Raw genomic sequence first — 21,056 nt, forward strand, 5'->3', positions numbered from 1 at the left:
CACGTGACAGAGAGAACGCATGCACCACGACTACGAGCTCGACACCACCCGCCGCGACGCGACCATGCAGATCCGCACCCGCGGACGCGCTGTGCTCGCCAACCCGATGACCAACCGCGGCACGGCGTTCACGACGGCGGAGCGCCAGGAGCTCGAGATCTCGGGACTGCTGCCGACGGGCGTGAACTCGATGTCGACCCAGGCGCGCCGCACCTACGAGCAGTACCAGTCGGCGCGCACGCCGTTCGCCAAGCACAACTACCTGGCCAACCTGCGCGACCGCAACGAGATCCTGTTCTACCGCGTCTTCGCCGACCACCTCGAAGAGATGATGCCGATCATCTACACCCCCACCATCGGTGAGGTCATCGAGCGGTTCAGCGTCGAGTACAACCGGCCACGTGGCGTCTTCCTCAGCATCGACCGGCCCGAGCAGATCGAGCAGTCGCTGCGTGAGTACGGCCTGGACGCCGATGACGTCGACCTGCTCGTCGCCACCGACTCCGAGGGCATCCTCGGCATCGGTGACCAGGGCATCGGTGGCATCCAGATCGCCATCGGCAAGATCTCGGTCTACACCGCCGCTGCCGGCATCCACCCGCGGCGGGCGATCCCCATCGTGCTCGACACCGGCACGGACAACCTCGGCCTGCTGAACAGCTCATTCTACCTCGGTGCCCGGCACCCGCGGGTGCGCGGCGAGCGCTACGACGCGTTCATCAAGGCGTTCGTCGAGGCCTGCGCCGCGGTCTTCCCGCACGCGATGATCCACTGGGAGGACTTCGGCGCCACCAACGCGCATCGCATCCTCGAGGCCTACCGCGACGACTACTGCACCTTCAACGACGACATCCAGGGCACCGCGGCGGTCGTCCTCGCGGCGCTGCTCGCGGGCATCAACGCCTCCGGTCAGCAGCTGCCGGAGCACCGCGTCGTCTCGTTCGGCGCGGGCAGCGCCGGCATCGGCATCGCCCAGCTGCTGATGGACCACATGGTCGCCGCCGGGATCCCGCGCGAGCAGGCGCAGGCCAAGTTCTACCCGATCGGCCTGCAGGGTCTGTACGTCGACGACATGGACGACCTGCTGGACTTCCAGCGACCGTTCGCCCGACCGCGCTCGGAGGTGGCCCAGTGGGGCTTCCGCCCCGGCGAGAACATCTCGCTGCTGGACGTCGTGCGCGAGGTCAAGCCGACCATCCTCATCGGCACCTCGACAGCGGGCGGCGCCTTCACCGAGGAGGTCGTCAAGGAGATGCACAAGCACTGCGAGCGGCCGATCATCTTCCCGCTGTCCAACCCGACGGCCCGCGCCGAGGCCAACCCGGCGGACCTGATCGAGTGGACCGACGGGCACGCGCTGATCGCGACCGGCAGCCCGTTCGACGACGTCGACCACAACGAGATCCGCCACCACATCGCGCAGGCCAACAACGCGCTGATCTTCCCCGGCATCGGTCTCGGCGTCGCGGCGTGCCAGGCGAGCCGCGTCACCGACTCGATGATCTCGGCCGCAGCGCAGGCTCTCGCGGCGCGCGCCAACACCTACCTGCCCGGTAGCTCGTTGCTCCCGTCGATCAACGAGCTGCGGCCGGTGTCGGCGCAGGTCGCGATCGCGGTGGCCCAGGCGGCCGAGCGCGAGGGCGTCGCGCGCCGGCCGCTCACCGAGCCGCTGACCGACATCTTCCAGCGGATGTGGATGCCGGAGTACCCGCCGATCGAGGTGATCTGACCGCGGCGGCCTGAGGCCGCTGCAGGCTCCGACCCCGGCGGGCTCAGGACGCCAGTCGGCTGGTCATCCGGAGCAGCTGGTCCAGCAGCACGCCGAGCTCGCCGGTGCGGCGCTCCTGCGGCGCGAAGCCGTCCTTGCCGAACTCGGTGAACAGGCTCAGCGCCACCTGGGCGCGCACGTCGACCATCTGGAAGTTGGCGACGATGCAGCGCCACTGCTCGACCGCGCGGATACCGCCGTCGGCGCCGTAGGAGACGAACGCGACGGTCTTGCCGAGCCACTCGTTGCCGAGGCTGTCGAAGGCATTCTTGAACGCGCCGGGGACGCCGTGGTTGTACTCCGGCGTGACGAAGATGAAGCCGTCGTAGGAGTCGATCGCCTCGCTCCAGCGCGTCACCTGCTCGGAGTCGTACGTCTTGTCCGCCGCCCCCGGGACCGTCGCGGAGGTGAGCAGCGGGACGTCGAACGACTTGAGGTCGACGAGCTCGAAGGTCGCACCGCCGTGCGCCTGCGCCCCCTTGAGGACCCACTCGGCCACGGCGGCGCCCTGGCGCCCCTCGCGGATGGATCCGATGATGATGCCGATCTTCACTGCTGCTCCTAGGTTTTCGCGGGGTTCAGCGTTTGAGGTGCTCGTCGAGGAACGCCAACAGCGTGTCATAGGTCGGGGCCGGCTGGTCCGTCGGCCCGGACGTCGATCCGCCGCTCGTCTGCCACACCTGCCGTCCCGCAGAGGCGTCGGCGGACGCCAGGTAGGACTCGGTGTGGCCGACCCCCGGCACCAGGGTGAGTGACGCGGTCGCCCCGGCCTTGCCGTAGGCCTGGAAGAGCAGCTCGGACTGGTGCGCGGGCACGAGCGGGTCCTGCGTGCCGTGCGAGATCCACAGCGGCGGGCTGGTCCGCGAGACGTAGGTGACCGGGTTGGCCTTCGCCACCGCCGCGGGGTCGCGCTGGATCGGGAAGCCCATGAGCAACGACTCGGGCGAGTCTGCACCGTCGTGGGTCTGGCCGCCCGGGATCCGGTGCTCGTCCATCTGGAGGAAGTCGGTCGGGCCGAACAGGTCGATGACGGCCTGCACCGCGCTGGACTGGGTCGGGTTGCCGAGGTCTCCCTCGAGCTCAGGAAGTCCCGAGGTGACCCCGGCCATCGTCGACACCCAGCCGCCGCTGCTGGTGCCCATGGTCGCGAATCTCGTTGTGTCCAGGCCGAATCGGTCGGCGTTGGCCCGTAGGAACCGGATCGCGGCCTTGACGTCGTGGACGGGGGCGGGGAACTTCGCCTGGCCGCTGCCCCGCACGTTGAGACCGACGACGGCGTAGCCATGCGGCGCCCACCGCTGCGACAGCGACTGGGCGGTCGTCGTGCCGGACAGCCCGTCCGGGGCTGCCGAGCCGCCCTCCTGGATGCCGTGCGTCTTGGTGTCGTCGCTCAGGAACGCCGAGCCGGCCTGGTAGATGACGACCGGGAACGGCCCCTGCCCCGACGTGGGCAGGTAGAGGTCGAGCAGGTGGCCCCGCCCCACGGGCGCGGCGTAGGCGAGGTCGCTGTGCAGGGTGTAGACCTCGCCGGCGGCGGTGCCGGCACCTGCGCCGGGGGTGGTGGTCGTGGGCGGGTCACCCGACCCGGCGCCGACGCACGCGGCGAGACCGGCCGTCGCCGCCGCTGCACCGATCAGGTCACGTCTGCTGATCGCCATCGGATGCCTCGCTCGCCGGCTCGTCCCAGACGACCACCAGCTCCTCGCGCTGGCCGAAGCGCTGCAGGTGCCGCTCGACCACCGCGCCGAACTCGGGGCTGTTGGCCTCGACCAGCAACGCGCCGTCGACCGGCCGCAGCACGGTCGTGCCGCCGCTCGCCAGCTCGATCCGCACCGCGCCGTCGTCGAGCGTCGTCGAGGTCCCCTTGGCGCTCCAGTGGCTGGCGAGCTGCTTGGCGTAGCGCTCGGGTCGCTCCGTCGCCATCCGTCCCGTCACGGTCATCGGTCGCTCCTTTTGCTCGTCGTGCTTGATGTCACTGCTCCAGGGCGACCCTAAGGGCCCCGGCTGGGTCTGGCCCGGGAGACACCTGGACGCGTCGCTCCCCGACCGGGACCGTGCGTCCCCGCGGCAGCGTGGCCCCGGCCGCGACGGCGTCGACGAGTCGGCTCAGCACCTCGTAGACCGGCTGGACCCCGGCGTCCGAGTCCACCACCACCAGCTCGGGGTGCCCCAGAGCGGTCAGGCCGACGGTGCGACCGCTCACCGGGCGCCCCGGCTCGGGCCGATCGAGCCAGACGGACGCCCACAGGGCGCCGGGCACGAGCTCTTGGGCCAGGCAGGTGTGCAGCAGGTCCGCGTAGACCTCGGCCGGCCAGGTCGCGCCCGCGGCAGGGTCGTGCACGGCGACCGCACCGGGGATCGCGGCGATCGACCCGAGCGGGTAGCCGAGGGCCAGCCGGGCCGCCCGCGGGTCGGACCCCTCGGTCGAGACCTCGACATGGCTGCGATGGCGGCTCACCGGCGTGGTGTCACCGCGCCAGAAGACCGGGTGGACCGTCGACGCCGGACCGTCCCCCGCGACCGGGGCGTCGACCGGACGGACGACGACCTCCGGCGCACCGTGGTTGCCGTCGTCGCCACCGATGCTGTCCCCGCCACCGATCCGCACCACCACTGCGTCGCCGCGCACGGTGACGGTGGCCGCGTCGCCGAGTCGTTCGGTGAGCCAGGCGGCCAGCGCCTCGCGCTGCGGCGCCTCGGTCTCGAGCAGGACCTGCGCCGTGAAGCCGGGTGCGGGGTCGATCACTGTGTCTCCCAGTCGGATTGGAGGGTCTCGGTCTGAAGGGTCTCAGTCTGGAGGGTCTCGGTCAGGAACGCGATCGTCTCGGCGAGCGCCGCTGCTGCGGCGTCCGGGCTATCCAGCCACAGGTGGCCGGCGCCAGGGTAGGTGCGCCGGCGGACGTCCACCCCGGCGTCCGCCATCCGGTCGGCCAGCCGCTCGCTCTGGACGGCCGGGATGAGGGGGTCGGCCTCCCCGTGCAGCAGCAGGGTGCGCGGGGCGGCGCCGGTGACGTGCGTGATCGGGCTGGCATCAGCAGTGCGCTCGGGGTCGGCGTCCAGCGCCGCCCCCAGCAGCAGCGCCTCGCGCGTGTCGGTCGCCGACGGGTCGGCACCGAGGTCGGCGGGGACGGCGGCCAGGTCGGCCGGCGGGTACCACGCGACGCACGCGGCGAGCGGCGCATCGCCCGAGGATCCGTCGGCATCCTCGGCAGCATCCTCGGCCTCGGTGAGCGCCGCCATCAGCGCGAGGTGCCCACCCGCGGACTCGCCCCAGGTCGCGAGGCGGGTGGGGTCTACCCGGAGCTCGGGGGCGCGGGAACGCACCCAGGCGAGCGCGCTGCGCACGTCGTGCAGCTGGGCCGGCCAGACGGCCTCACCGGAGAGCCGGTAGTCCATGCTCGCGACGGCGATCCCCGCCTGCGCGAGCTGCTCGAACGGGCTCGGCGAGGCACCCGCGTAGAGCGGGCCGACGGCCCGCCGCGAGCCCATGCGCCACCCGCCACCGTGGATGAAGACGACTGCAGGACAATCCTTCTCGGACGGCGACAGGTAGAGGTCGAGCTTGAGCGGACGGGCTCCGTCGAGCGACGCGTACGGCACGGCCGAGTGGACCTGCACCCCCGCCGCGCCCGTGCGGGCCGGCGGGAGCGGCGAGGACTCCGGGGCCGGCGGCGCGATCACGGCGTCGGCCACTCGAAGCCGTGCAGGAACTCCATGTTGTAGCGCTGCGCCGCCGCGCCCATCCGCGGACCGTCCGGGACGAACGGTGGCGTGTCGGCCTGCGGGTCGTCGACCAGGGTGCCCATGGCCTGGAAGAAGCGCTCGAACCCACCGCTGCACACGCCCATCAGCCGGGTCGGCTCCTCGACGCGGTAGGCATGCGGGATCCCCGCGGGCACGAACCCGAAGTCACCCGTGCGCAACACCTGTGAGACCTTCTCGCCGTCGCGCTGCTGCAGGAACAGCCGGATCGCGCCGTCGAGCACGTAGAACGTCTCGTGCGTGTCGTCGTGGCGGTGCGTCGGGATGATGTCGCCGGGCGGGCAGGTGGACGTGAACACCCCGAACTGGCCCTCGGTCTCGTCGCCGCTCAGCAGCACCGAGAACGTGTCGACGAACAGCTTGGAGTGCTCCCCCTCCCCGGCCTCCAGGACGAACGGCTCCGGGCGACCGGGCAGCACTCCCTCCCAGGCCGGCGTGCCGTCGAGGCGGGCGAGATACTCGAAAGACATGACTCCTCCTCCTCGGGGCTGGTGTCGTGAGTGTGTCAGGGCGACCGCCGCCGTGCCACGCGGTCCGCGCTGCGCACCTCCTGATGGCCGCACCGTCCCGCCCGCCCTCACAGGCGCACCACAGCAGGCTCACTGGCCGCGCCTGGCGACGCCCGATGGACTGGTGCCAGCACGACGACCACAGGCGACGAGGGTCGCGACGACACGCGAGGAGAGGCAGCGCATGACCAGATACGAAGAATTCAGCCAGCAGGGCGTTCAGCAGGACGCCCAGCAGGGCGGGAGCGACGCCACCGGTGGGACCGACGCGGTGACGCGCTACCAGTACCTGCTGCGCACGGCCTCCCCCGACCAGATCGAGCAGGCGCACGAGCAGGCGTTCGCGGCGATGACGCCGGCCGAGCGCCAGCAGGTGCTGCAGGCGCTGTCCCGCACGAGCGAGGCCCCCGCCGACGCCTCCGCGCCGTCGTTGGCCCGCGCGGCGACTCGGCTCGAGGTCCAGCAGCCGGGTGCCCTGCAGCAGCTCTTCGGCAGCACCGGTGCCGGTCTCGGGCGCACCACGCTCGCCTCGCTGGCCGCCGGCTTCCTCGGCGCTGCCGCGTGGAGCACGGTCACCGGTGGCGACGGGGTCGGCGGTCGGCCGGGTCTGCTCTCGCGGCTGTTCGGCGGTGGCCAGTTCGGTGGTGGCCTGGGTGGGCTGCTCGGGGGCCAGCGTGGATTCGGCCAGGGCGGCTACGGCTTCGGCGGCGGTGGCGGCTTCGGTGGACCTGGTGGCGGGCGCGGTGACCGAGGCCCGGGCGGTCCTGGCGGTTTCGCCGGGCCGGGCGGCGGCGGGTTTGGTGGCGGACCGGGTGGGGGTGGCCCTGGCGGCGGCCCGGGCGGCTTCTGACCTCCGTCAGGCGAGGAAGTCGGCCGCGAACGGCGTGACCTGCAGGGCGAACTCGTGCAGATAGCCGTGCCGGCCGTCCGCGATCAGCGCGATCCGGGAGTCGGGGATGCGGTCGGCGAGGATGCGGGCGTTGTCGGGCGGGGTGAGCTGGTCGGCGTCGCCGTGCATCACCAGGGTCGGCGCCTCGATGGAGGGCAGCAGCGCCCAGGCGTCGTGCCCGGCGCTGGCGGCGAAGTGCGCCCGCATCGACTCGCGGGTGGTGCTCGGGAGGATCACGTCGACGAGATCCCCACGCTGCGAGGCGAACTCGCGGCTGAAGAACAGGTCGACGAGGGCCGCCCGACCCGCCTCGGTGTTGCCGCCGAGCAGCGCCTGGTCGGCCGATCGGGGACGCTTCGCCTGGTGCGGTCCGCCCGGTCCGGTGGCCGACAGGACGAGCCGGTCGACCCGGTCGGGGTGCGTGACCGCGAGCTGCTGCGCGATCCGGCCACCCATCGAGAACCCGTAGACCGAGGCGCGAGCGAGGCCCAGCTCGTCCAGCACCGCGACGACGTCATCGGCGAACAGCGTTGTGCTGAGAGGGTTCTCGCGCAGATCACCGAGCTCGCTCGACCCGGTGCCGCGGTTGTCGACAAGCACGACCTGGAGGTCCTGGGCCAGCTCCTCGGCCAACCCGATCCACATGCGGTGGTCGAGCGACTGCCCGCTCAGCAGCACGACCGGGTTGCCCTCGCCGAGGGCGTCGAACCAGAGGCGGGACCCGTCGGTGGCCGTGGCGAAAGGCATGGTCCACGCTCTCACGGCCCGCCACGCGCGGCACCCGCCGGCTCAGGACCCGAGAAGCGCCGTCACTCCCCCAGCGGCACGCCCACCCCGTGGTGCGCCCGGAAGATCAACGACGTCTGGGCGTGCACCACCCCCGGCCGTGAGGTGAGGTGGCTGAGCACCAGGTCGCGCAGCGCGTCCGGCGTCGGGCAGGCGACGTGCACGACGAAGTCGTCGGCACCGCTCACGTTCCACACCGCCAGCACCCCGGGCAGCGCCGACACCTCGTCACCGAACGCCTGCACTTGGGCCATGTCGTGCCCGGCGAGGCGCACGGCGATCACGGCCTGCACGGGGTGGCCGAGCCCGGCGGGGTCGAGGATCGTCGTGAAGCCCTGGATCACGCCGCGCTCCACCAGCGAGCGCACCCGCACGCTGCACGTCGACTCCGCGATCCCCACCTCGGCCGCCAGCGCCGCGTTGGATCGGCGCGCGTCACGGGTCAGGGCGGCGAGCAGGGCGCGGTCAGTGGCGTCGAGAGCGGGGCGCTCCCGAGGCGCCGGGCCGGGGTCGAGAGGTCGGGAGCGGGCTCGCAGGTCCTTCGCCATACCTCGATCGTAGACCTCCCGCACCGCAGGATCTACGCCCAACAACGCACGTGCCGCACGTCCTGCACGACTCCGGCGCTTGAACAGAAGGATCACCACACTGGGACCATGAGCCCCAGCGCCGACACCACCGCGGTGCACGCCGGGCGCGAGGACCTCGTCGCCCTGGGTGTGCACGTGCCGCCGATCGACCTGTCGAGCACCTACCCGGTGCCGGACCTCGACCAGGGCGGCCACGCCTACGACACCCTCGCCGGCGGAGGCCGGCCGACCGACGGCGAGACCCTGGTCTACCAGCGCCTGTGGAACCCCAACGTCGACCGCTTCGAGCGCGGCCTCGCAGCGCTGGAGGGCTGTCCGGAGGCGGTGGCCTTCGCCTCGGGGATGGCCGCGCTCACGGCGGTGCTGCTGGCGGCCGTCCAGGCGGGCACGCCGCACGTGGTCGGGATCCGGCCGCTCTACGGCGGGACGGATCACGTGCTCGACAGCGGCTCGCTCGGCACGACCGTGACCTGGTGCGCCCCGACGGAGGTGGCCGACGCGATCACCCCGCAGACGGGGCTGGTCGTCCTCGAGACGCCCGCCAACCCCTCGCTCGAGCTGGTCGACATCGCGGCGGTCGTCCGGCAGGCCGGGGCCGTGCCAGTCCTCGTCGACAACACCTTCGCCACCCCGATCCTCCAGCAGCCGCGCCGCCAGGGCGCCACGTTGGTGCTGCACTCGGCGACGAAGTACCTCGGCGGCCACGGTGACCTGCTCGGCGGTGTGGTCGCCGGTCCGAGCGACTGGGCGGTGCGGTTGCGGCAGGTGCGCGCGCTCACGGGCGGGCTGCTCGCTCCGCTGTCGGCCTACGAGCTGCACCGCGGCCTGCAGACGCTGCCCGTCCGGGTGCGCGCCCAGCAGGAGACCGCCGGCCGGGTCGCGCGGTGGCTCACGGAGCAGCCCGAGGTCGACCGGGTGCTCTATCCCGGGCTCGACGGCCAGGACCCGCAGGGTCTGCTGGGCACCCAGCTGGCCGGGCCCGGAGCGATGGTCTCGTTCACCCTGCGCGGCGGATTCGACTCGGCCGCAACGCTGGTCGGCAACGTCCGGCTCATCGTGCACGCCGTGTCGCTCGGTGGCGTCGACTCGCTCATCCAGCATCCCGCGAGCCTGACCCACCGGCCCGTCGCCGCCGCGGCCCGCCCGCACGCCGACCTGGTGCGCCTCTCGGTCGGGCTCGAGGGCGCCGGTGACCTCGTCGCGGACCTGGCGCAGGCGCTACGCGCGACTCACTCGGGCACCGACGTCACGGCGACCCAGCCGGCCGGCTCCGCGGCGCGCTCCAGCTCGGCGAGCGTCAGCTCCGCGGCGCTGCTCGCGGTCCCGCACGCCGGGTAGACCGTGTCGAACCGCCGCAGCGACTCGTCCAGGTAGACCGTCACGCCCGGCTCGACCCCGAACGGGCAGACCCCGCCCACCGCGTGACCGACGAGCTCCTCGACCTGGTCGCCCGGGATCATCCGCGCCTTGGTGGCGAAGCGCTCCTTGAACGCGCGGTTGTCGATGCGCGCGTCCCCCGCCGCCACGACGAGCACCGGGGACCCGTCGACGAGGAAGGACAGGGTCTTGGCGATGCGTTCCGGCTCGGTGCCGAGCGCCTGCGCCGCCAGCTGCACGGTGGCGCTGGAGCTGTCGAGCTCGCGGATGTGGTCGGCCAGCCCGTGCCGGGCCAGGTGGGTGCGTGCGCGGTCCAAGGACATGGCGTAGAGCCTGCCACGGCTCGCCCGTCCGCGGCAGCCGTGCGCGGTCGAGGGCTCGACATACTGGGTCTGTGACCCCGACCGACGGCCCCTTCGACCTGCGCACCATCGGCGCGGGCTTGCCGTTCGCCGGGTCGCTGCCGGCGCTGGAGGAGGCCTTGACCCGGGCGACCCCGGGCGTCGCGGTGGTGCAGGCGCCCCCGGGGACGGGCAAGACCACCCTCGTCCCGCCTCTGCTCGCCAACCGGCTGGCCCGTCGTGGTGGTGGCGTTGCCGGCGCCCCGCAGCGGGTGGTGGTCACCGCGCCGCGCCGCGTAGCCGCTCGAGCTGCCGCATCGCGGCTGGCGGCGCTGGCTGGCGAAACCCTCGGCGGGTCGGTCGGATTCACCGTGCGCGGGGCACGCGAGGTCGGTCGCGACACCCTGGTCGAGATGGTCACGCCCGGCATCCTGCTGCGGCGGCTCCTCGCCGACCCGGCGCTGCCCGGCGTCGGCGCAGTGGTGCTGGACGAGGTGCACGAGCGTGCGCTCGACACCGACCTGCTGGTCGGCCTGCTGACTGAGGTCCGCCAGCTGCGGGACGACCTCGATCTGGTCGCCATGTCGGCCACGGTCGACGCCGCCCGGTTCGCGACGCTCCTCGGCGACGACGAGCCCGCGGCCCTGGTGGACGCCCCCGACGCGCTGCACCCGCTGACGACGCGGTGGGCGCCCTTCCCGGGCCTGCGGACCGATGCGCGTGGGGTCTCGCGCGAGTTCCTGCAGCACGTCGCCCGCACCACGGCGGCCGCGGTCGCCGACGACGAGCGGAGCGGACGGTCTACGGACGCACTGGTATTCGTCCCCGGGGGCCATGAGGTGGCGACCGTGGCGCATGCCCTGCGCGACCTGCTCCCCCACCGGGAGGTCCTGGAGCTGCAGGGGTCGATCGCCCCCGCGTTGCAGGACCGTGCGACCGGCGGACGATGCCCGGGCGACCCGCCACGAGTCGTCGTGAGCACCGCGCTCGCCGAGTCCTCGCTGACCGTGCCCGGGGTGCACCTGGTCGTGGACAGCGGGCTCTCCCGCGAGCCGCGACGGGACGCCGTGCGAGACATGTCCGGCCTCGTCACGCTCACCAGCTCGCGCGCCTCCGCCGACCAGCGCGCGGGCCGCGCGGCACGGCTCGGGCCGGGCACGGTGGTGCGGTGCTACGACGAGCGCGACCTATCACCGGATGCCCGCGCACTCGACCCCCGAGATCCTCACCGCGGACCTCACCGGGGCAGCGCTCACGCTGGCCTGCTGGGGGTCGCCGCGTGGGGTCGGGCTGCGGCTGCCGGACGCGCCACCGGTCGCCGCGATGGACGACGCCGAGGACCAGCTGCGGTCCCTCGGTGCCGTCGGTGCGGACGGCCGGGTCACCGAGGTCGGGCGGCGGCTCGCCCAGATCCCCGTAGATCCCCGACTCGCGCGCGGGCTCCTCGACGGCGCAACGCTTTTCGGCGCCGAGACCGCGGCCGAGGTCGTGGCGCTGCTCGCGGAGGACGGCACTCACCCCGACCTCGCCCAGACGCTCCGGGAGCGGCGTCGGGGTGGTCGGCGCGGCTCGGCCGGCGCGTGGCGGCACGAGGCGGACCGGCTCACCCGATTGGCGCGCCGGCACGCGCCGGCGCATGCCGGCCCGCCACGCCCAGGCCCACCGACACCTGGACTACCGGCACCTGGACTACCGGCACCCGAGCTACCGACACCCGACGGCTCACCCGAGACCGCTCTCGGCACCATCGTCGCGCTGACCTGGCCGAACCGGCTGGCCCGGGTCGACGGAGACACGGCGCTGCTCGTCTCCGGGACCCGCGCGGGCCTGCCTGCGGCGAGCGGGCTGCGTGGTCACGAGTGGCTGGCCATCAGCGAGGTCACCCGCGCGCAGGGCGCGGCGACGGCCGGCACCGGTGCGGTCGTGCGCGCCGCCATCCCCGTCGACCAGCACACCGTAGAGCTGGCGGCAGCCCATCTCGTCGCGGACGAGACGACCGCGTTCTACGACTGGGAGCGGTTGAGCGCCAGGCGAGTTCGCCGGATCGGGGCTGTGGTGCTGAGTGCGACGCCGGTGCGTGCCACCACGGCCGACGCCCGCGCCGCGGTGCGTGCGGCGCTGGCACGCGACGGGCTCGACCGGCTGACCTGGCCCGCCGGCGCGGACCTGCTCCGTCGACGCCTCGCGCTGCTGCACACGACGCTGGGGGCGCCCTGGCCTGACGTGTCGGATGCCGCCCTGCTGGCCGACGGCGCGGCCCTGGTCGAGCCGGTGGGCGACGACCTGGCCCGGGGCCGCAGCCCCGACCTCACCGGCGTGCTGCGCGGCCTGCTGCCGTGGCCCGCCGCGGCCCGGCTGGACGAGCTGGCGCCCGAGCGGCTCACGGTGCCGACCGGGCACGCCGTGCGGATCGAGTACCCAGAGGTCGGTCGCACCGACGAGCGCCCCGTGGTACGCGTCAAGCTGCAGGAGTGCTTCGGGTGGGCGCAGACCCCGACGATCGCCGACGGGCGGGTGCGACTGCTCTTCCACCTGCTCTCCCCCGCGGGTCGCCCAGTGGCGGTCACCGACGACCTGGCGTCGTTCTGGTCCGGCCCCTACGCCCGGGTGCGCGCCGAGATGCGGGGTCGCTACCCCCGGCACCCCTGGCCGGAGGACCCCTGGACCGCCGCACCCACCGCGCGGGTCAAGCACCCGCGCGCTCGCTGACCCGCTGTCCAGAGTCAAGGGCCGTGGGCAGCCGCGACGCAGGTCCGTGACGGACGCAATCCGGTCGACCCGGACGCCGGGGCGTGACACAGTGGGCAGATCTACGGCGAAGGAGGCGTGATGACTGGACAGAACGCGAACAAGGGTCCTGACGAAGAGACCAAGCGCAAGTTCCGCGAGGCGCTCGATCGCAAGAACGCCCACGCGGGGCGCGACGTCTCGGACCACTCGGCCCGGTCCAAGGCACACGGGACGCACGGTCCCGAGACCTCCGGGACGCAGCAGATGTTCCGGCGCAAGTCGGGCTGAGCTCGCTCGGCGACGGGGTGGCCCCACCGGGGTCGCCCCGTCGTCATGTCCGGACCTGCTCGCCGATCGGCCGAGAGCCGTCAGCTGCCGAGGCCGGCAACGAACAGCCCCAGCCCGGCCGCGACCACGCAGACCACGAGCGCGCCAATGGCGTTGATGGACGCGGCGATCCAGCGGCCGGCCTGGGCGAGCCGCACGGTCTCGTAGCTCGCGGTGCTGAACGTCGTGTAGCCCCCGAGGAAGCCGGTGCCCAGCACCGCGACGAGGTCGGACGTCACCGCGCCGCGCAGACCGAGCCCGGTGAGCAGGCCGAGGGCGAACGAGCCGGTGACGTTGATGACCAGGGTGCCGAGGGGCAGGCCGCCGAGGGCTGAGCCGAGGGCGGCACCGAGACGCGCGCGGACCACCGAGTCCAGCAGGAAGCGCGCGACCGCACCGACGCCGCCAGCGACGGCGAGGACGACGAGCTCGAGGGCGCTCATGACCCGGCGGCCGGTGCCGCGGGTCGTCGAGCGAGCGCTACACCCCAGGCGATGCCGCCGATCGTCGCGAGCGCTCCGAGCCCGAGCGTGAGGACGCCGTAGAGCACCGCCGTCGCCACGTGCCCGTGCCCGAGCAGCAGCGCAGTGCCGGTCGCGAGGGTGCTGTAGGTGGTAAAGCCGCCGCAGAAGCCGGTGCCGACTGCCAGCCGAGCCGCGCGGCGCCGGCCGACGTCCGGCCCGGAGCGCACCAGGGCCTCGAGCAGGGCGCCGAGCACGAACGCGCCGACGACGTTAATGGCCAGGATCACGACGGGCAGCTCACCGGTCCACGGCACGGCCAGGACGAGGCCTTCACGAGCCGCCGTCCCCAGTGCTCCGCCGACGCCGACGGCGGCCCAGGCGCGCGGATCCTGGTGCAGCACAGCAGGACTCACGCCAGGTCCAACGGCTCGTCCGGGGCCAGCGGCGCGACGGGGACGACCACGACGGGTCGGCTCTGGTGGTGTGCGAGATGCACGGCGACCGACCCGCCGAAGAAGTCGCGGAAGCTGCGGGAGCGACGCTCCCGGGACCCGGTCACCAGGTAGCCCGCGTCGACCTGGTCGCCGAACCTGGCGAGCGCCCGGGCCGGCTCGCCCGCGGCCACGTGTGCCCGCCACCGCACCGGCGCCGGACGTGCGGACCGCACGATCTCATCGAGCCGGTCCAGCCACTGCCGGTCGAACGGCGACCCGTCGACGGAGTCACCTTCGGGGTCGATCGGTGCGGACAGCTCGACGGTCGGGTCGGCGCCCAGCTCACCGGTCACGGGGTAGCGCGCAGGGTCTACGTAGACCAGGTGGAGACCGACGCCCAGCAGCCCGGCGAGCCTGGCCCCGTGCTGGAGCACCGCGGCGGGCTGGTCGGGCACGATGCCCACGACGACGGGGCCTGGGCCGGCGCTCATCGGGTCCTCCCGGGGTCCACGGGGTGCGGAGGCACGTGCCACCACGCAAGAGTCGGTGACGCGAACGCTGCGATGCAGCGAACACGCCACCGACTCTACGCCCGAGGGCGTGCTGTGGCTGAGGTGCGGCCGGCGCCGGTGCGGCGCCCGTCAGGCGACGCTCAGGCGCCCTTGACCGCCGAGATCTCGATCTCGAGGGTGATCTTGTCGGAGATGAGCACGCCACCGGTCTCGAGGACGGCGTTGTAGGTCAGGCCGAAGTCCTTGCGGTTGATCTCGGCCTTGCCCTCGAAGCCGACGCGCTGCTGGCCATAGGGGTCGGTCGCGGAGCCGGCGTACTCGAAGTCGATGGTCACCGGGCGGGTCTCGCCCTTGATGGTGAGGTCGCCCGCGACGCGCAGGGTGTCCTCGTCGACGGCCTCGACGTCCGTCGAGACGAAGGTGATCGTCGGGTAGGACTCGGCGTCGAAGAAGTCGCCGGTGCGCAGATGGCCGTCACGGTCGGCGTTGCGGGTGTCGATGCTGGCGGCGTCGATGCTCACGGCGATGCGCGCGTCGGCCAGGCCGGGGGCGGTGCTCGCCTCGCCGGAGAACCCGTCGAACGAGCCGCGGACCTTGGTGACCATGGCGTGACGGGCGACGAAGCCCATCCGGCTGTGGGTCGCGTCGATGGTGTAGGTGCCGTCCAGCTGCTGGAGCGTGGTCATGTGCTTCTCCTGGTTCTCGTGGATTGTTGAATCTTCATCTACCTTACGGTCAGTTAGATGAAGTGTCAACCTTCCCGAGGTATTCCCGCGGCGTCGGCCGGCCCTGTCGGCGAGCTGCGCCGGACCCCTAGGGTGGGCTCCATGACTGCACTGAGGACTGCACTGAGCGTGTGCCTGCTGCCGGTCCTGCCGTGGCACGAGGGAGGTCGCGAGGCCTACCTGGACGCCGAGCAGAGTGGCTTCGCGGCGGCGTACACCTACGACCACCTCACCTGGCGGATGTTCCGCGAGCGCCCGTGGTTCGCCGCCCTGCCCACGCTCACCGCGGCCGCAGCCGTGACCAGCCGGATGCGGCTCGGCACGCTCGTGACCTCCCCCAACTTCCGCCACCCGGTGACCCTCGCCAAGGAGCTGATGACCCTCGACGACGTCTCCGACGGACGCGTGACGCTCGGGGTCGGCGCGGGCGGCAGCGGATTCGACGCCACCGCGCTGGGCCAGCAGGCCTGGACGCCGCGCGAGCGATCGGCGCGGTTCGCGGAGTTCGTCGACCTGCTGGACGAGCTCCTGCGCGAGCCGGCGACGACCCGGTCCGGCACGTACTACTCGGCGGACGAGGCGCGCTCGGTCCCGGGGTGCGTCCAGCAGCCCCGCATCCCGTTCGCCATCGCCGCGACCGGGCCGAAGGGTCTACGCCTGGCGGCGCGGCTGGGGCAGGCCTGGGTCACCACCGGCGACCCCACCCTCGGCGACGCCACTCCTGCGGACTCTGTCGCAGCCATCGGTGCTCAGGTCCAACGGCTGGAGCAGGCGTGCGCCGACGCCGGCCGCGCCCCCGCCGAGCTCGGCCGGATCCTGCTCACCGGCTTCACCCCTGAGGGTGCGCACCTGCTCGACTCCGTAGACCGCCTGGTCGACTTCGTGGGCCGACACGCCGAGGTGGGCATCACCGAGGTCGTCGTGCACGGCCCGGCGCCGGACTCCCCCTTCGAGGTCGACCCCGAGCTCTTCGCGCGCGTCACCACCGCCGGAGCAGCTCGCCACCTCGTAGCCGACCGGGTGAGCCCTGCCGCCCGCCTCAGCCCCATCGAGACTGCAGATGTCGGACACGGATTCGGCGTGTCGTGTCCGACATCTGCAGTCTCGCGGTGAGTCTCAGGGCTGCTGGACCAGTGACTCAGGCGGCAACAGCCGTGAGGCGCCCAACACCTCGACACCGATGAGCCGGCCGGAGTCATCGAGGTCCAGATTGACCACCCCACCGACCTCTCCTGGATCACACGCGTGAGTCTTGGCCACCCCTCCGACTCCGATCTCGTCCACCAGGTAGATGTACGCAGCATCCGCGACTGCGTCGTAGGTGACCTTCACCGTGCCACCACCAGACGGTGCGCGATGACCTTGCGGTCGAGCTGCCCACCGGTCATTCCAGCGGCGTCGTCGTCGCGCGTCGTCCCGCCTGCGACGCGGTGACCGTCCATGGATCGATCGTAGACCGGCACCCTCGAGCAGCTCGCCACCTCGTAGCCAACCAGGTGAGCCCTGCCGCCCGGCGCGGACGGGGCGGGACGGCACACTGGGACCATGCTCCAGCTGCGCATGGCGGTCCCGACGGCCCTCTCCGAGCAGGTGCTCGGCGTCCTGCGCGATCGTCCTGGGGTGAGCAGCCTGTCGCTCGTGCGCGGGGCGTCGCTGCAGCCGCCGGGCGACCTGGTCTACGCCGATGTCGCCCGCGAGTGCGTCAACGACGTGATCGAGGAGCTCCGCGCTGTGGGCCTGCACCACGAGGGCACCATCCATCTCGAGGCGGTGCCGGTGTGGCTGTCACGCGCGGGGCTGGCCGCGGAGGCCTCGATCCCCGGCAGCCCGACCGACGCGGTGGTGTGGACCGACGTGACCCAGCGGGCCTACGACGAGTCCGAGCTCAACTGGACCTACGTGACGTTCATGGTGTTGGCCACGGTCATCGCCGCGATCGCGATCATCGTCGACAGCCAGATCCTGGTGATCGGGGCAATGGTGCTGGGACCCGAGTTCGGCGCCGTGGCCGCCCTCGGAGTTGCCTTGGTGCGCAAGCGGATCGGTCTGCTCGGGCACGCCGCGATCACTCTCGTGGTCGGCTTCGCGGTGGCGATCGGCGTCACCTGCCTGCTCGCCCTCCTGGCGCACGCCCTCGGGTGGGTGGACGTCCAGGACGTGACGGGCCCGCGCCCCGGCACCGCGTTCATCTACAGCCCGGACCGGTGGTCCGTCATCGTGGCGGTCGTGGCGGCAGCCGCCGGCGTCCTGTCGCTGACCTCCAGCCGGGTGACCGGCCTGTCGGGCGTGTTCATCTCGGTGACCACGATCCCCGCCGCCGGGAACGTCGCGCTCTGTCTCGCCCTGGGCGTCACCAGCGAGGTCGTCGGCAGCCTGCAGCAGCTGGCGCTGACTCTGTCGGGCATGGCCCTGGCCGGCTGGCTGACCCTGTTGATCCAGCAGCAGGTGTGGTCGCGCGCGCGACTGCCGCAGCGCTACCGGCACAGCCCCCGGCGGGGCTGAGCCCGCTGACCCGACCCCCGCACGGTGGCCACTCGGATGAACGTTCAAACGAATCTGGTCAAGCGGCCCACGGGGCGCGCCGCGCTCCCTACGATGGAGGCGTGGACTGGACTTCCTATGACGCTGCGCTGTTCGACCTCGACGGCGTGATCACCCCCACGGCCGACGTGCACATGCGCGCGTGGTCGGACATGTTCAACGGCTACCTGCTGAGCCGAGGCGTGATCGAGCCCTACACGGACGCGGACTACTTCGCCTACGTCGACGGCAAGCCGCGCTACGACGGCGTGCGCTCGTTCCTCGCCTCGCGGCACATCGCGCTGCCGGAGGGCGAGCCGACCGACGGCCCCACCGAGGAGACGGTCCACGGCCTCGGCAACCGCAAGAACGACGCGTTCAACGCCGTCCTCGAGCGGGACGGCGTGCAGGCCTACCCCGGCTCGGTGCGGCTGCTCGACGAGCTCGCGGCCCGCGGCACCAAGGTCGCCGTGGTGTCCTCCTCGCAGAACGCCCCCGCCGTCCTCACGGCGGCGGGCCTGATCGACCGCTTCCCGGTGATCGTCGACGGCCGCGTCGCCAAGGCGAAGGGCCTGCCGGGCAAGCCGGCGCCGGACACCTTCCTGGACGCCGCCGCGCAGCTCGGCGTGGAGCCCGAGCGGGCGGTCGTCCTCGAGGATGCCCACTCCGGCGTGCAGGCCGGCCGCGCCGGCGCCTTCGGCCTCGTCGTCGGCGTAGACCGTGGCGCGGGAGCACAGTCCCTGCTCGCCAACGGTGCCGACGTCGTCGTGTCCGACCTCGCCGAGCTCCTCGCATGAACGTCCACGAGATCGGCCCCGACCCGCTCGACCGCGACCGCTTCCCCGTCGACCCCTGGCGCCTGGTCGAGAGCTACCCGTCCGACGAGGACCTCGGCACCACCGAGACGCTGTTCGCCGTCGGCAACGGCTACCTCGGCATGCGCGGCAACGTCGAGGAGGGCCGCCACGCCCACTCGCACGGCACCTTCATCAACGGGTTCCACGAGACCTGGGCGATCCGGCACGCCGAGGAGGCCTTCGGCTTCGCGCGCACCGGCCAGACGATCGTCAACGTGCCGGACACCAAGACCATCAAGCTCTACGTCGACGACGAGCCGCTGTTGCTGTCGATGGCCGACTTCGAGGACTACGAGCGCAGCCTGGACTTCCACGACGGGGTGCTGCGCCGCCACCTGATCTGGCGCACGCCGTCGGGCAAGCGGGTCAAGGTCGTGTCGACCCGCATGGTGTCGTTCACCGAGCGCCACCTCGCGCTGATGACCTTCGAGGTCACCATGCTCGAGGGGTCCGCGCCCGTGGTCGTCTCCAGCCAGGTCCTCAACCGCCAGGACGGGTTCGACGAGTACCACGTGGCGACGGCGGCGGCCGGCGAGGGCTTCGACCCGCGCAAGTCCAGCCGCTTCGACCAGCGGGTGCTCGACCCGCAGCAGGCCTGGAACAGCGAGCGTCGGATGATCCTCGGCTACCGCTGCGTCAACTCCGGCATGACCCTCGCGGTCGGCGCCGACCACACGATCGTCACGGACAACGCGTTCGAGGAGCTCATCTCCACCGAGCCCGACCTCGGCAAGAAGGTCTACCGCGTCCGCGCCGAGCCCGGCCGCCCGATCACCATCACCAAGGCCGTGAGCTACCACACCTCGCGCGGCGTCCCGACCCGCGAGCTGTTCGACCGCTGTCGGCGCACGCTGGACCGGGTCCGCGAGCACGGCTTCGACCACTACGCCGCGGAGCAGCGGCGCTGGCTCGACACCTACTGGGCCAACACCGACGTGACCATCCCCGGCCAGGACGCCGTCCAGCAGGCCACCCGGTGGAACCTCTTCCAGCTCGCCCAGGCGGCGGCCCGCGCCGACCAGATGGGGGTGGCCGCCAAGGGCGTCTCCGGGTCGGGCTACGAGGGGCACTACTTCTGGGACACCGAGGTCTACGTGATCCCTTTCCTCACCTACACGAACCCGTCGATCGCCCGCAACGCGCTGCGTTTTCGGATCAACCTGCTCGGCAAGGCCGAGGAGCGCGCCTACGAGATGTCCCAGCGCGGGGCGCTCTACCCGTGGCGCACCATCAACGGCGAGGAGGCGTCGGCCTACTACGCGGCCGGCACCGCGCAGTACCACATCAACGCCGACGTGGCGTTCGCCCTCACCAAGTTCGCTGAGGTCACCGGCGACAACGGATTCATGTATCGCGACGGAGCCGAGGTGCTCGCCCAGACCGCCCGGATGTTCGCCGACCTCGGCTTCTGGCGCACCAACAGCACCGAGTCGTTCCACATCCACGGGGTGACCGGACCGGACGAGTACACCACCGTCGTCAACAACAACCTGTTCACGAACGTCATGGCCAAGGCCAACCTGCACAACGCCGCCGCGGTGCTCACGCAGATGAAGCACGATGACCCGCAGGCGTATTCGCGACTCGTGAAGAGACTCGACCTCAGCGAGGACGAGATCGAGGAGTGGGACCGCTGCGCCGAGGGGATGTTCATCCCCTTCGACGAGACCGTCGGCGTGCACCCGCAGGCCGACCACTTCCTCGACCGCGAGCTGTGGGACCTCGAGCACACCCCCGCCGACAAGCGACCGTTGCTCCTGCACTACCACCCGCTCGTGATCTACCGCTTCCAGGTGCTCAAGCAGGCCGACGTGGTGCTCGCGCTGTTCCTGCAGGGTGACCAGTTCACCCTCGCCGAGAAGAAGGCCGACTTCGAGTACTACGACCCGATCACCACGGGCGACTCGACCCTGTCGGCCGTCGTGCAGTCGATCATCGCGGCCGAGGTGGGCTACGCCGACATGGCGTTGCGCTACTTCCTCACCGGCCTCTACGTCGACCTGGCGGACCTCCACCGCAACACCTCCGACGGCGTGCACATCGCCTCGGCCGGTGGCGTGTGGACCGCCCTGGTCCACGGCTTCGCCGGTCTGCGCGACCACGGGGGTGATCTCGTTCGACCCGCGCCTGCCGCGCGAGTGGCCCGAGCTCAGCTTCCCGATCCGCGTGCGCGGGACGCGCCTTCGAGTCACCCTGCGGACCAAGGAGATTCACTTCGAGGTCGAGGAGGGCGGCCCGCTGGAGGTCTGTGTCCGAGGCACCACCTGCACCGTAGAGCCCGGGGCCGGCACGACCGTCCCGCTCGCCAACCAGGGTCCGCGGCTCCCGAGCTTCGAGGGCACCCACCCGATCGTGGGGGGCAAGCGCGCCGACGGCACCCTGATCACCGCCGGCATCCCCGACCCCGACCTCAGCTGGGAAGAGGCGCAGCGCACCGACTGACGACCGCTTGGGCGCTACGTTGG

At 72.3% G+C, this 21,056-nt stretch carries 21 protein-coding genes and 2 pseudogenes; 9 read left to right on the plus strand and 14 right to left on the minus strand.

The window, feature by feature from the left end:
* Positions 1-19: 19 nt before the first annotated feature.
* Complete coding sequence (locus MM440_RS00610) at positions 20-1,729, plus strand: NAD-dependent malic enzyme (protein ID WP_241441274.1); 1,710 nt, start codon at positions 20-22, stop codon at positions 1,727-1,729.
* Between the two features lie 43 nt (positions 1,730-1,772).
* Here the strand turns inward: MM440_RS00610 and MM440_RS00615 are convergent, their stop codons facing one another.
* The 6 genes from MM440_RS00615 to MM440_RS00640 are packed head-to-tail and all read right to left on the minus strand — an operon-like array spanning position 1,773 to position 6,000.
* Entirely contained in the window at positions 1,773-2,321 is a 549-nt protein-coding gene (locus MM440_RS00615) for an NADPH-dependent FMN reductase (protein ID WP_241441275.1), read from the minus strand.
* A 25-nt stretch (positions 2,322-2,346) separates the two neighbouring features.
* A complete protein-coding gene (locus tag MM440_RS00620) occupies positions 2,347-3,426 on the minus strand; it encodes an alpha/beta hydrolase (protein ID WP_241441276.1) in 1,080 nt (359 codons plus the stop codon).
* The gene (locus MM440_RS00625) at positions 3,407-3,709 is read right to left on the minus strand and encodes a DUF2218 domain-containing protein (protein WP_241441277.1); all 303 of its coding nucleotides are present in this window, start codon (positions 3,707-3,709) and stop codon (positions 3,407-3,409) included. The genes MM440_RS00620 and MM440_RS00625 overlap by 20 nt, the downstream gene beginning before the upstream one ends.
* A 31-nt stretch (positions 3,710-3,740) precedes the next feature.
* Positions 3,741-4,514 carry a hypothetical protein gene (locus MM440_RS00630; protein WP_241441278.1) on the minus strand — a complete coding sequence of 258 codons (774 nt, stop codon included), beginning with the start codon at positions 4,512-4,514 and terminating at the stop codon, positions 3,741-3,743.
* Positions 4,511-5,461, minus strand: coding sequence for an alpha/beta hydrolase (locus MM440_RS00635; RefSeq protein ID WP_241441279.1), 951 nt, complete (start codon positions 5,459-5,461; stop codon positions 4,511-4,513). Before MM440_RS00635 ends, MM440_RS00630 begins: the two co-directional genes overlap by 4 nt.
* A complete protein-coding gene (locus MM440_RS00640; RefSeq protein WP_241441280.1) occupies positions 5,446-6,000 on the minus strand; it encodes a quercetin 2,3-dioxygenase in 555 nt (184 codons plus the stop codon). The genes MM440_RS00635 and MM440_RS00640 overlap by 16 nt, the downstream gene beginning before the upstream one ends.
* 223 nt (positions 6,001-6,223) lie before the next feature.
* On the opposite strand from MM440_RS00640, the gene MM440_RS00645 reads away from it, so the two are divergent.
* Entirely contained in the window at positions 6,224-6,889 is a 666-nt protein-coding gene (locus tag MM440_RS00645; RefSeq protein ID WP_241441281.1) for a hypothetical protein, read from the plus strand.
* A gap of 6 nt (positions 6,890-6,895) precedes the next feature.
* Here MM440_RS00645 and MM440_RS00650 read toward each other — a convergent pair whose 3' ends face one another.
* Entirely contained in the window at positions 6,896-7,675 is a 780-nt protein-coding gene (locus tag MM440_RS00650) for an alpha/beta fold hydrolase (RefSeq protein ID WP_241441282.1), read from the minus strand.
* A 62-nt stretch (positions 7,676-7,737) separates the two neighbouring features.
* Positions 7,738-8,262 carry an Lrp/AsnC family transcriptional regulator gene (locus tag MM440_RS00655; RefSeq protein WP_241441283.1) on the minus strand — a complete coding sequence of 175 codons (525 nt, stop codon included), beginning with the start codon at positions 8,260-8,262 and terminating at the stop codon, positions 7,738-7,740.
* Positions 8,263-8,370: 108 nt separating this feature from the next.
* Between MM440_RS00655 and MM440_RS00660 the strand changes: the two genes are divergently transcribed.
* Positions 8,371-9,642, plus strand: coding sequence for a trans-sulfuration enzyme family protein (locus MM440_RS00660; protein WP_241441284.1), 1,272 nt, complete (start codon positions 8,371-8,373; stop codon positions 9,640-9,642).
* Here MM440_RS00660 and MM440_RS00665 read toward each other — a convergent pair.
* Entirely contained in the window at positions 9,534-10,004 is a 471-nt protein-coding gene (locus MM440_RS00665) for a YbaK/EbsC family protein (RefSeq protein ID WP_241441285.1), read from the minus strand. The two genes, MM440_RS00660 and MM440_RS00665, sit on opposite strands and share 109 nt — an antisense overlap.
* 71 nt (positions 10,005-10,075) lie before the next feature.
* Here MM440_RS00665 and hrpB point away from each other — a divergent pair.
* Together hrpB and MM440_RS00675 are read left to right on the plus strand one after the other, a co-directional pair.
* A pseudogene (gene hrpB, locus MM440_RS00670) lies at positions 10,076-12,731 on the plus strand (ATP-dependent helicase HrpB).
* A 120-nt stretch (positions 12,732-12,851) separates the two neighbouring features.
* The gene (locus tag MM440_RS00675; RefSeq protein ID WP_241441286.1) at positions 12,852-13,040 is read left to right on the plus strand and encodes a DUF5302 domain-containing protein; all 189 of its coding nucleotides are present in this window, start codon (positions 12,852-12,854) and stop codon (positions 13,038-13,040) included.
* A gap of 80 nt (positions 13,041-13,120) precedes the next feature.
* Here MM440_RS00675 and MM440_RS00680 read toward each other — a convergent pair whose 3' ends face one another.
* The 4 genes from MM440_RS00680 to MM440_RS00695 all read right to left on the minus strand — a co-directional run bounded on the left by MM440_RS00680 (position 13,121) and on the right by MM440_RS00695 (position 15,175).
* Positions 13,121-13,522: a fluoride efflux transporter FluC gene (locus tag MM440_RS00680; RefSeq protein ID WP_241441287.1), complete on the minus strand. Its 402-nt coding sequence runs from the start codon at positions 13,520-13,522 to the stop codon at positions 13,121-13,123.
* Entirely contained in the window at positions 13,519-13,956 is a 438-nt protein-coding gene (locus tag MM440_RS00685; protein WP_241441288.1) for a fluoride efflux transporter FluC, read from the minus strand. Before MM440_RS00685 ends, MM440_RS00680 begins: the two co-directional genes overlap by 4 nt.
* Entirely contained in the window at positions 13,953-14,468 is a 516-nt protein-coding gene (locus MM440_RS00690; protein WP_241441289.1) for a universal stress protein, read from the minus strand. Before MM440_RS00690 ends, MM440_RS00685 begins: the two co-directional genes overlap by 4 nt.
* A gap of 161 nt (positions 14,469-14,629) precedes the next feature.
* Positions 14,630-15,175 (minus strand): YceI family protein, encoded by a 546-nt coding sequence (locus MM440_RS00695; protein WP_241441290.1) that lies wholly within the window; start codon positions 15,173-15,175, stop codon positions 14,630-14,632.
* Between the two features lie 141 nt (positions 15,176-15,316).
* Between MM440_RS00695 and MM440_RS00700 the strand changes: the two genes are divergently transcribed.
* Entirely contained in the window at positions 15,317-16,327 is a 1,011-nt protein-coding gene (locus tag MM440_RS00700) for an LLM class flavin-dependent oxidoreductase (protein WP_241441291.1), read from the plus strand.
* A gap of 3 nt (positions 16,328-16,330) precedes the next feature.
* Here the strand turns inward: MM440_RS00700 and MM440_RS00705 are convergent, their stop codons facing one another.
* Positions 16,331-16,546: a DUF2283 domain-containing protein gene (locus tag MM440_RS00705; protein ID WP_241441292.1), complete on the minus strand. Its 216-nt coding sequence runs from the start codon at positions 16,544-16,546 to the stop codon at positions 16,331-16,333.
* Between the two features lie 213 nt (positions 16,547-16,759).
* Between MM440_RS00705 and MM440_RS00710 the strand changes: the two genes are divergently transcribed.
* The 3 genes and pseudogenes from MM440_RS00710 to MM440_RS00720 all read left to right on the plus strand — a co-directional run bounded on the left by MM440_RS00710 (position 16,760) and on the right by MM440_RS00720 (position 21,033).
* On the plus strand, positions 16,760-17,716 hold the full coding sequence (locus MM440_RS00710) for a DUF389 domain-containing protein (protein ID WP_241441293.1): 957 nt from the start codon (positions 16,760-16,762) through the stop codon (positions 17,714-17,716).
* Between the two features lie 101 nt (positions 17,717-17,817).
* Positions 17,818-18,531: an HAD family hydrolase gene (locus MM440_RS00715; protein WP_241441294.1), complete on the plus strand. Its 714-nt coding sequence runs from the start codon at positions 17,818-17,820 to the stop codon at positions 18,529-18,531.
* Positions 18,528-21,033 (plus strand): annotated as a pseudogene (locus MM440_RS00720) (glycoside hydrolase family 65 protein). The gene MM440_RS00715 and the pseudogene MM440_RS00720 overlap by 4 nt, the downstream one beginning before the upstream one ends.
* Positions 21,034-21,056 lie beyond the last annotated feature (23 nt).

It is taken from the genome of Arsenicicoccus piscis (assembly GCF_022568835.1).
Classification (GTDB): domain Bacteria; phylum Actinomycetota; class Actinomycetes; order Actinomycetales; family Dermatophilaceae; genus Arsenicicoccus; species Arsenicicoccus piscis.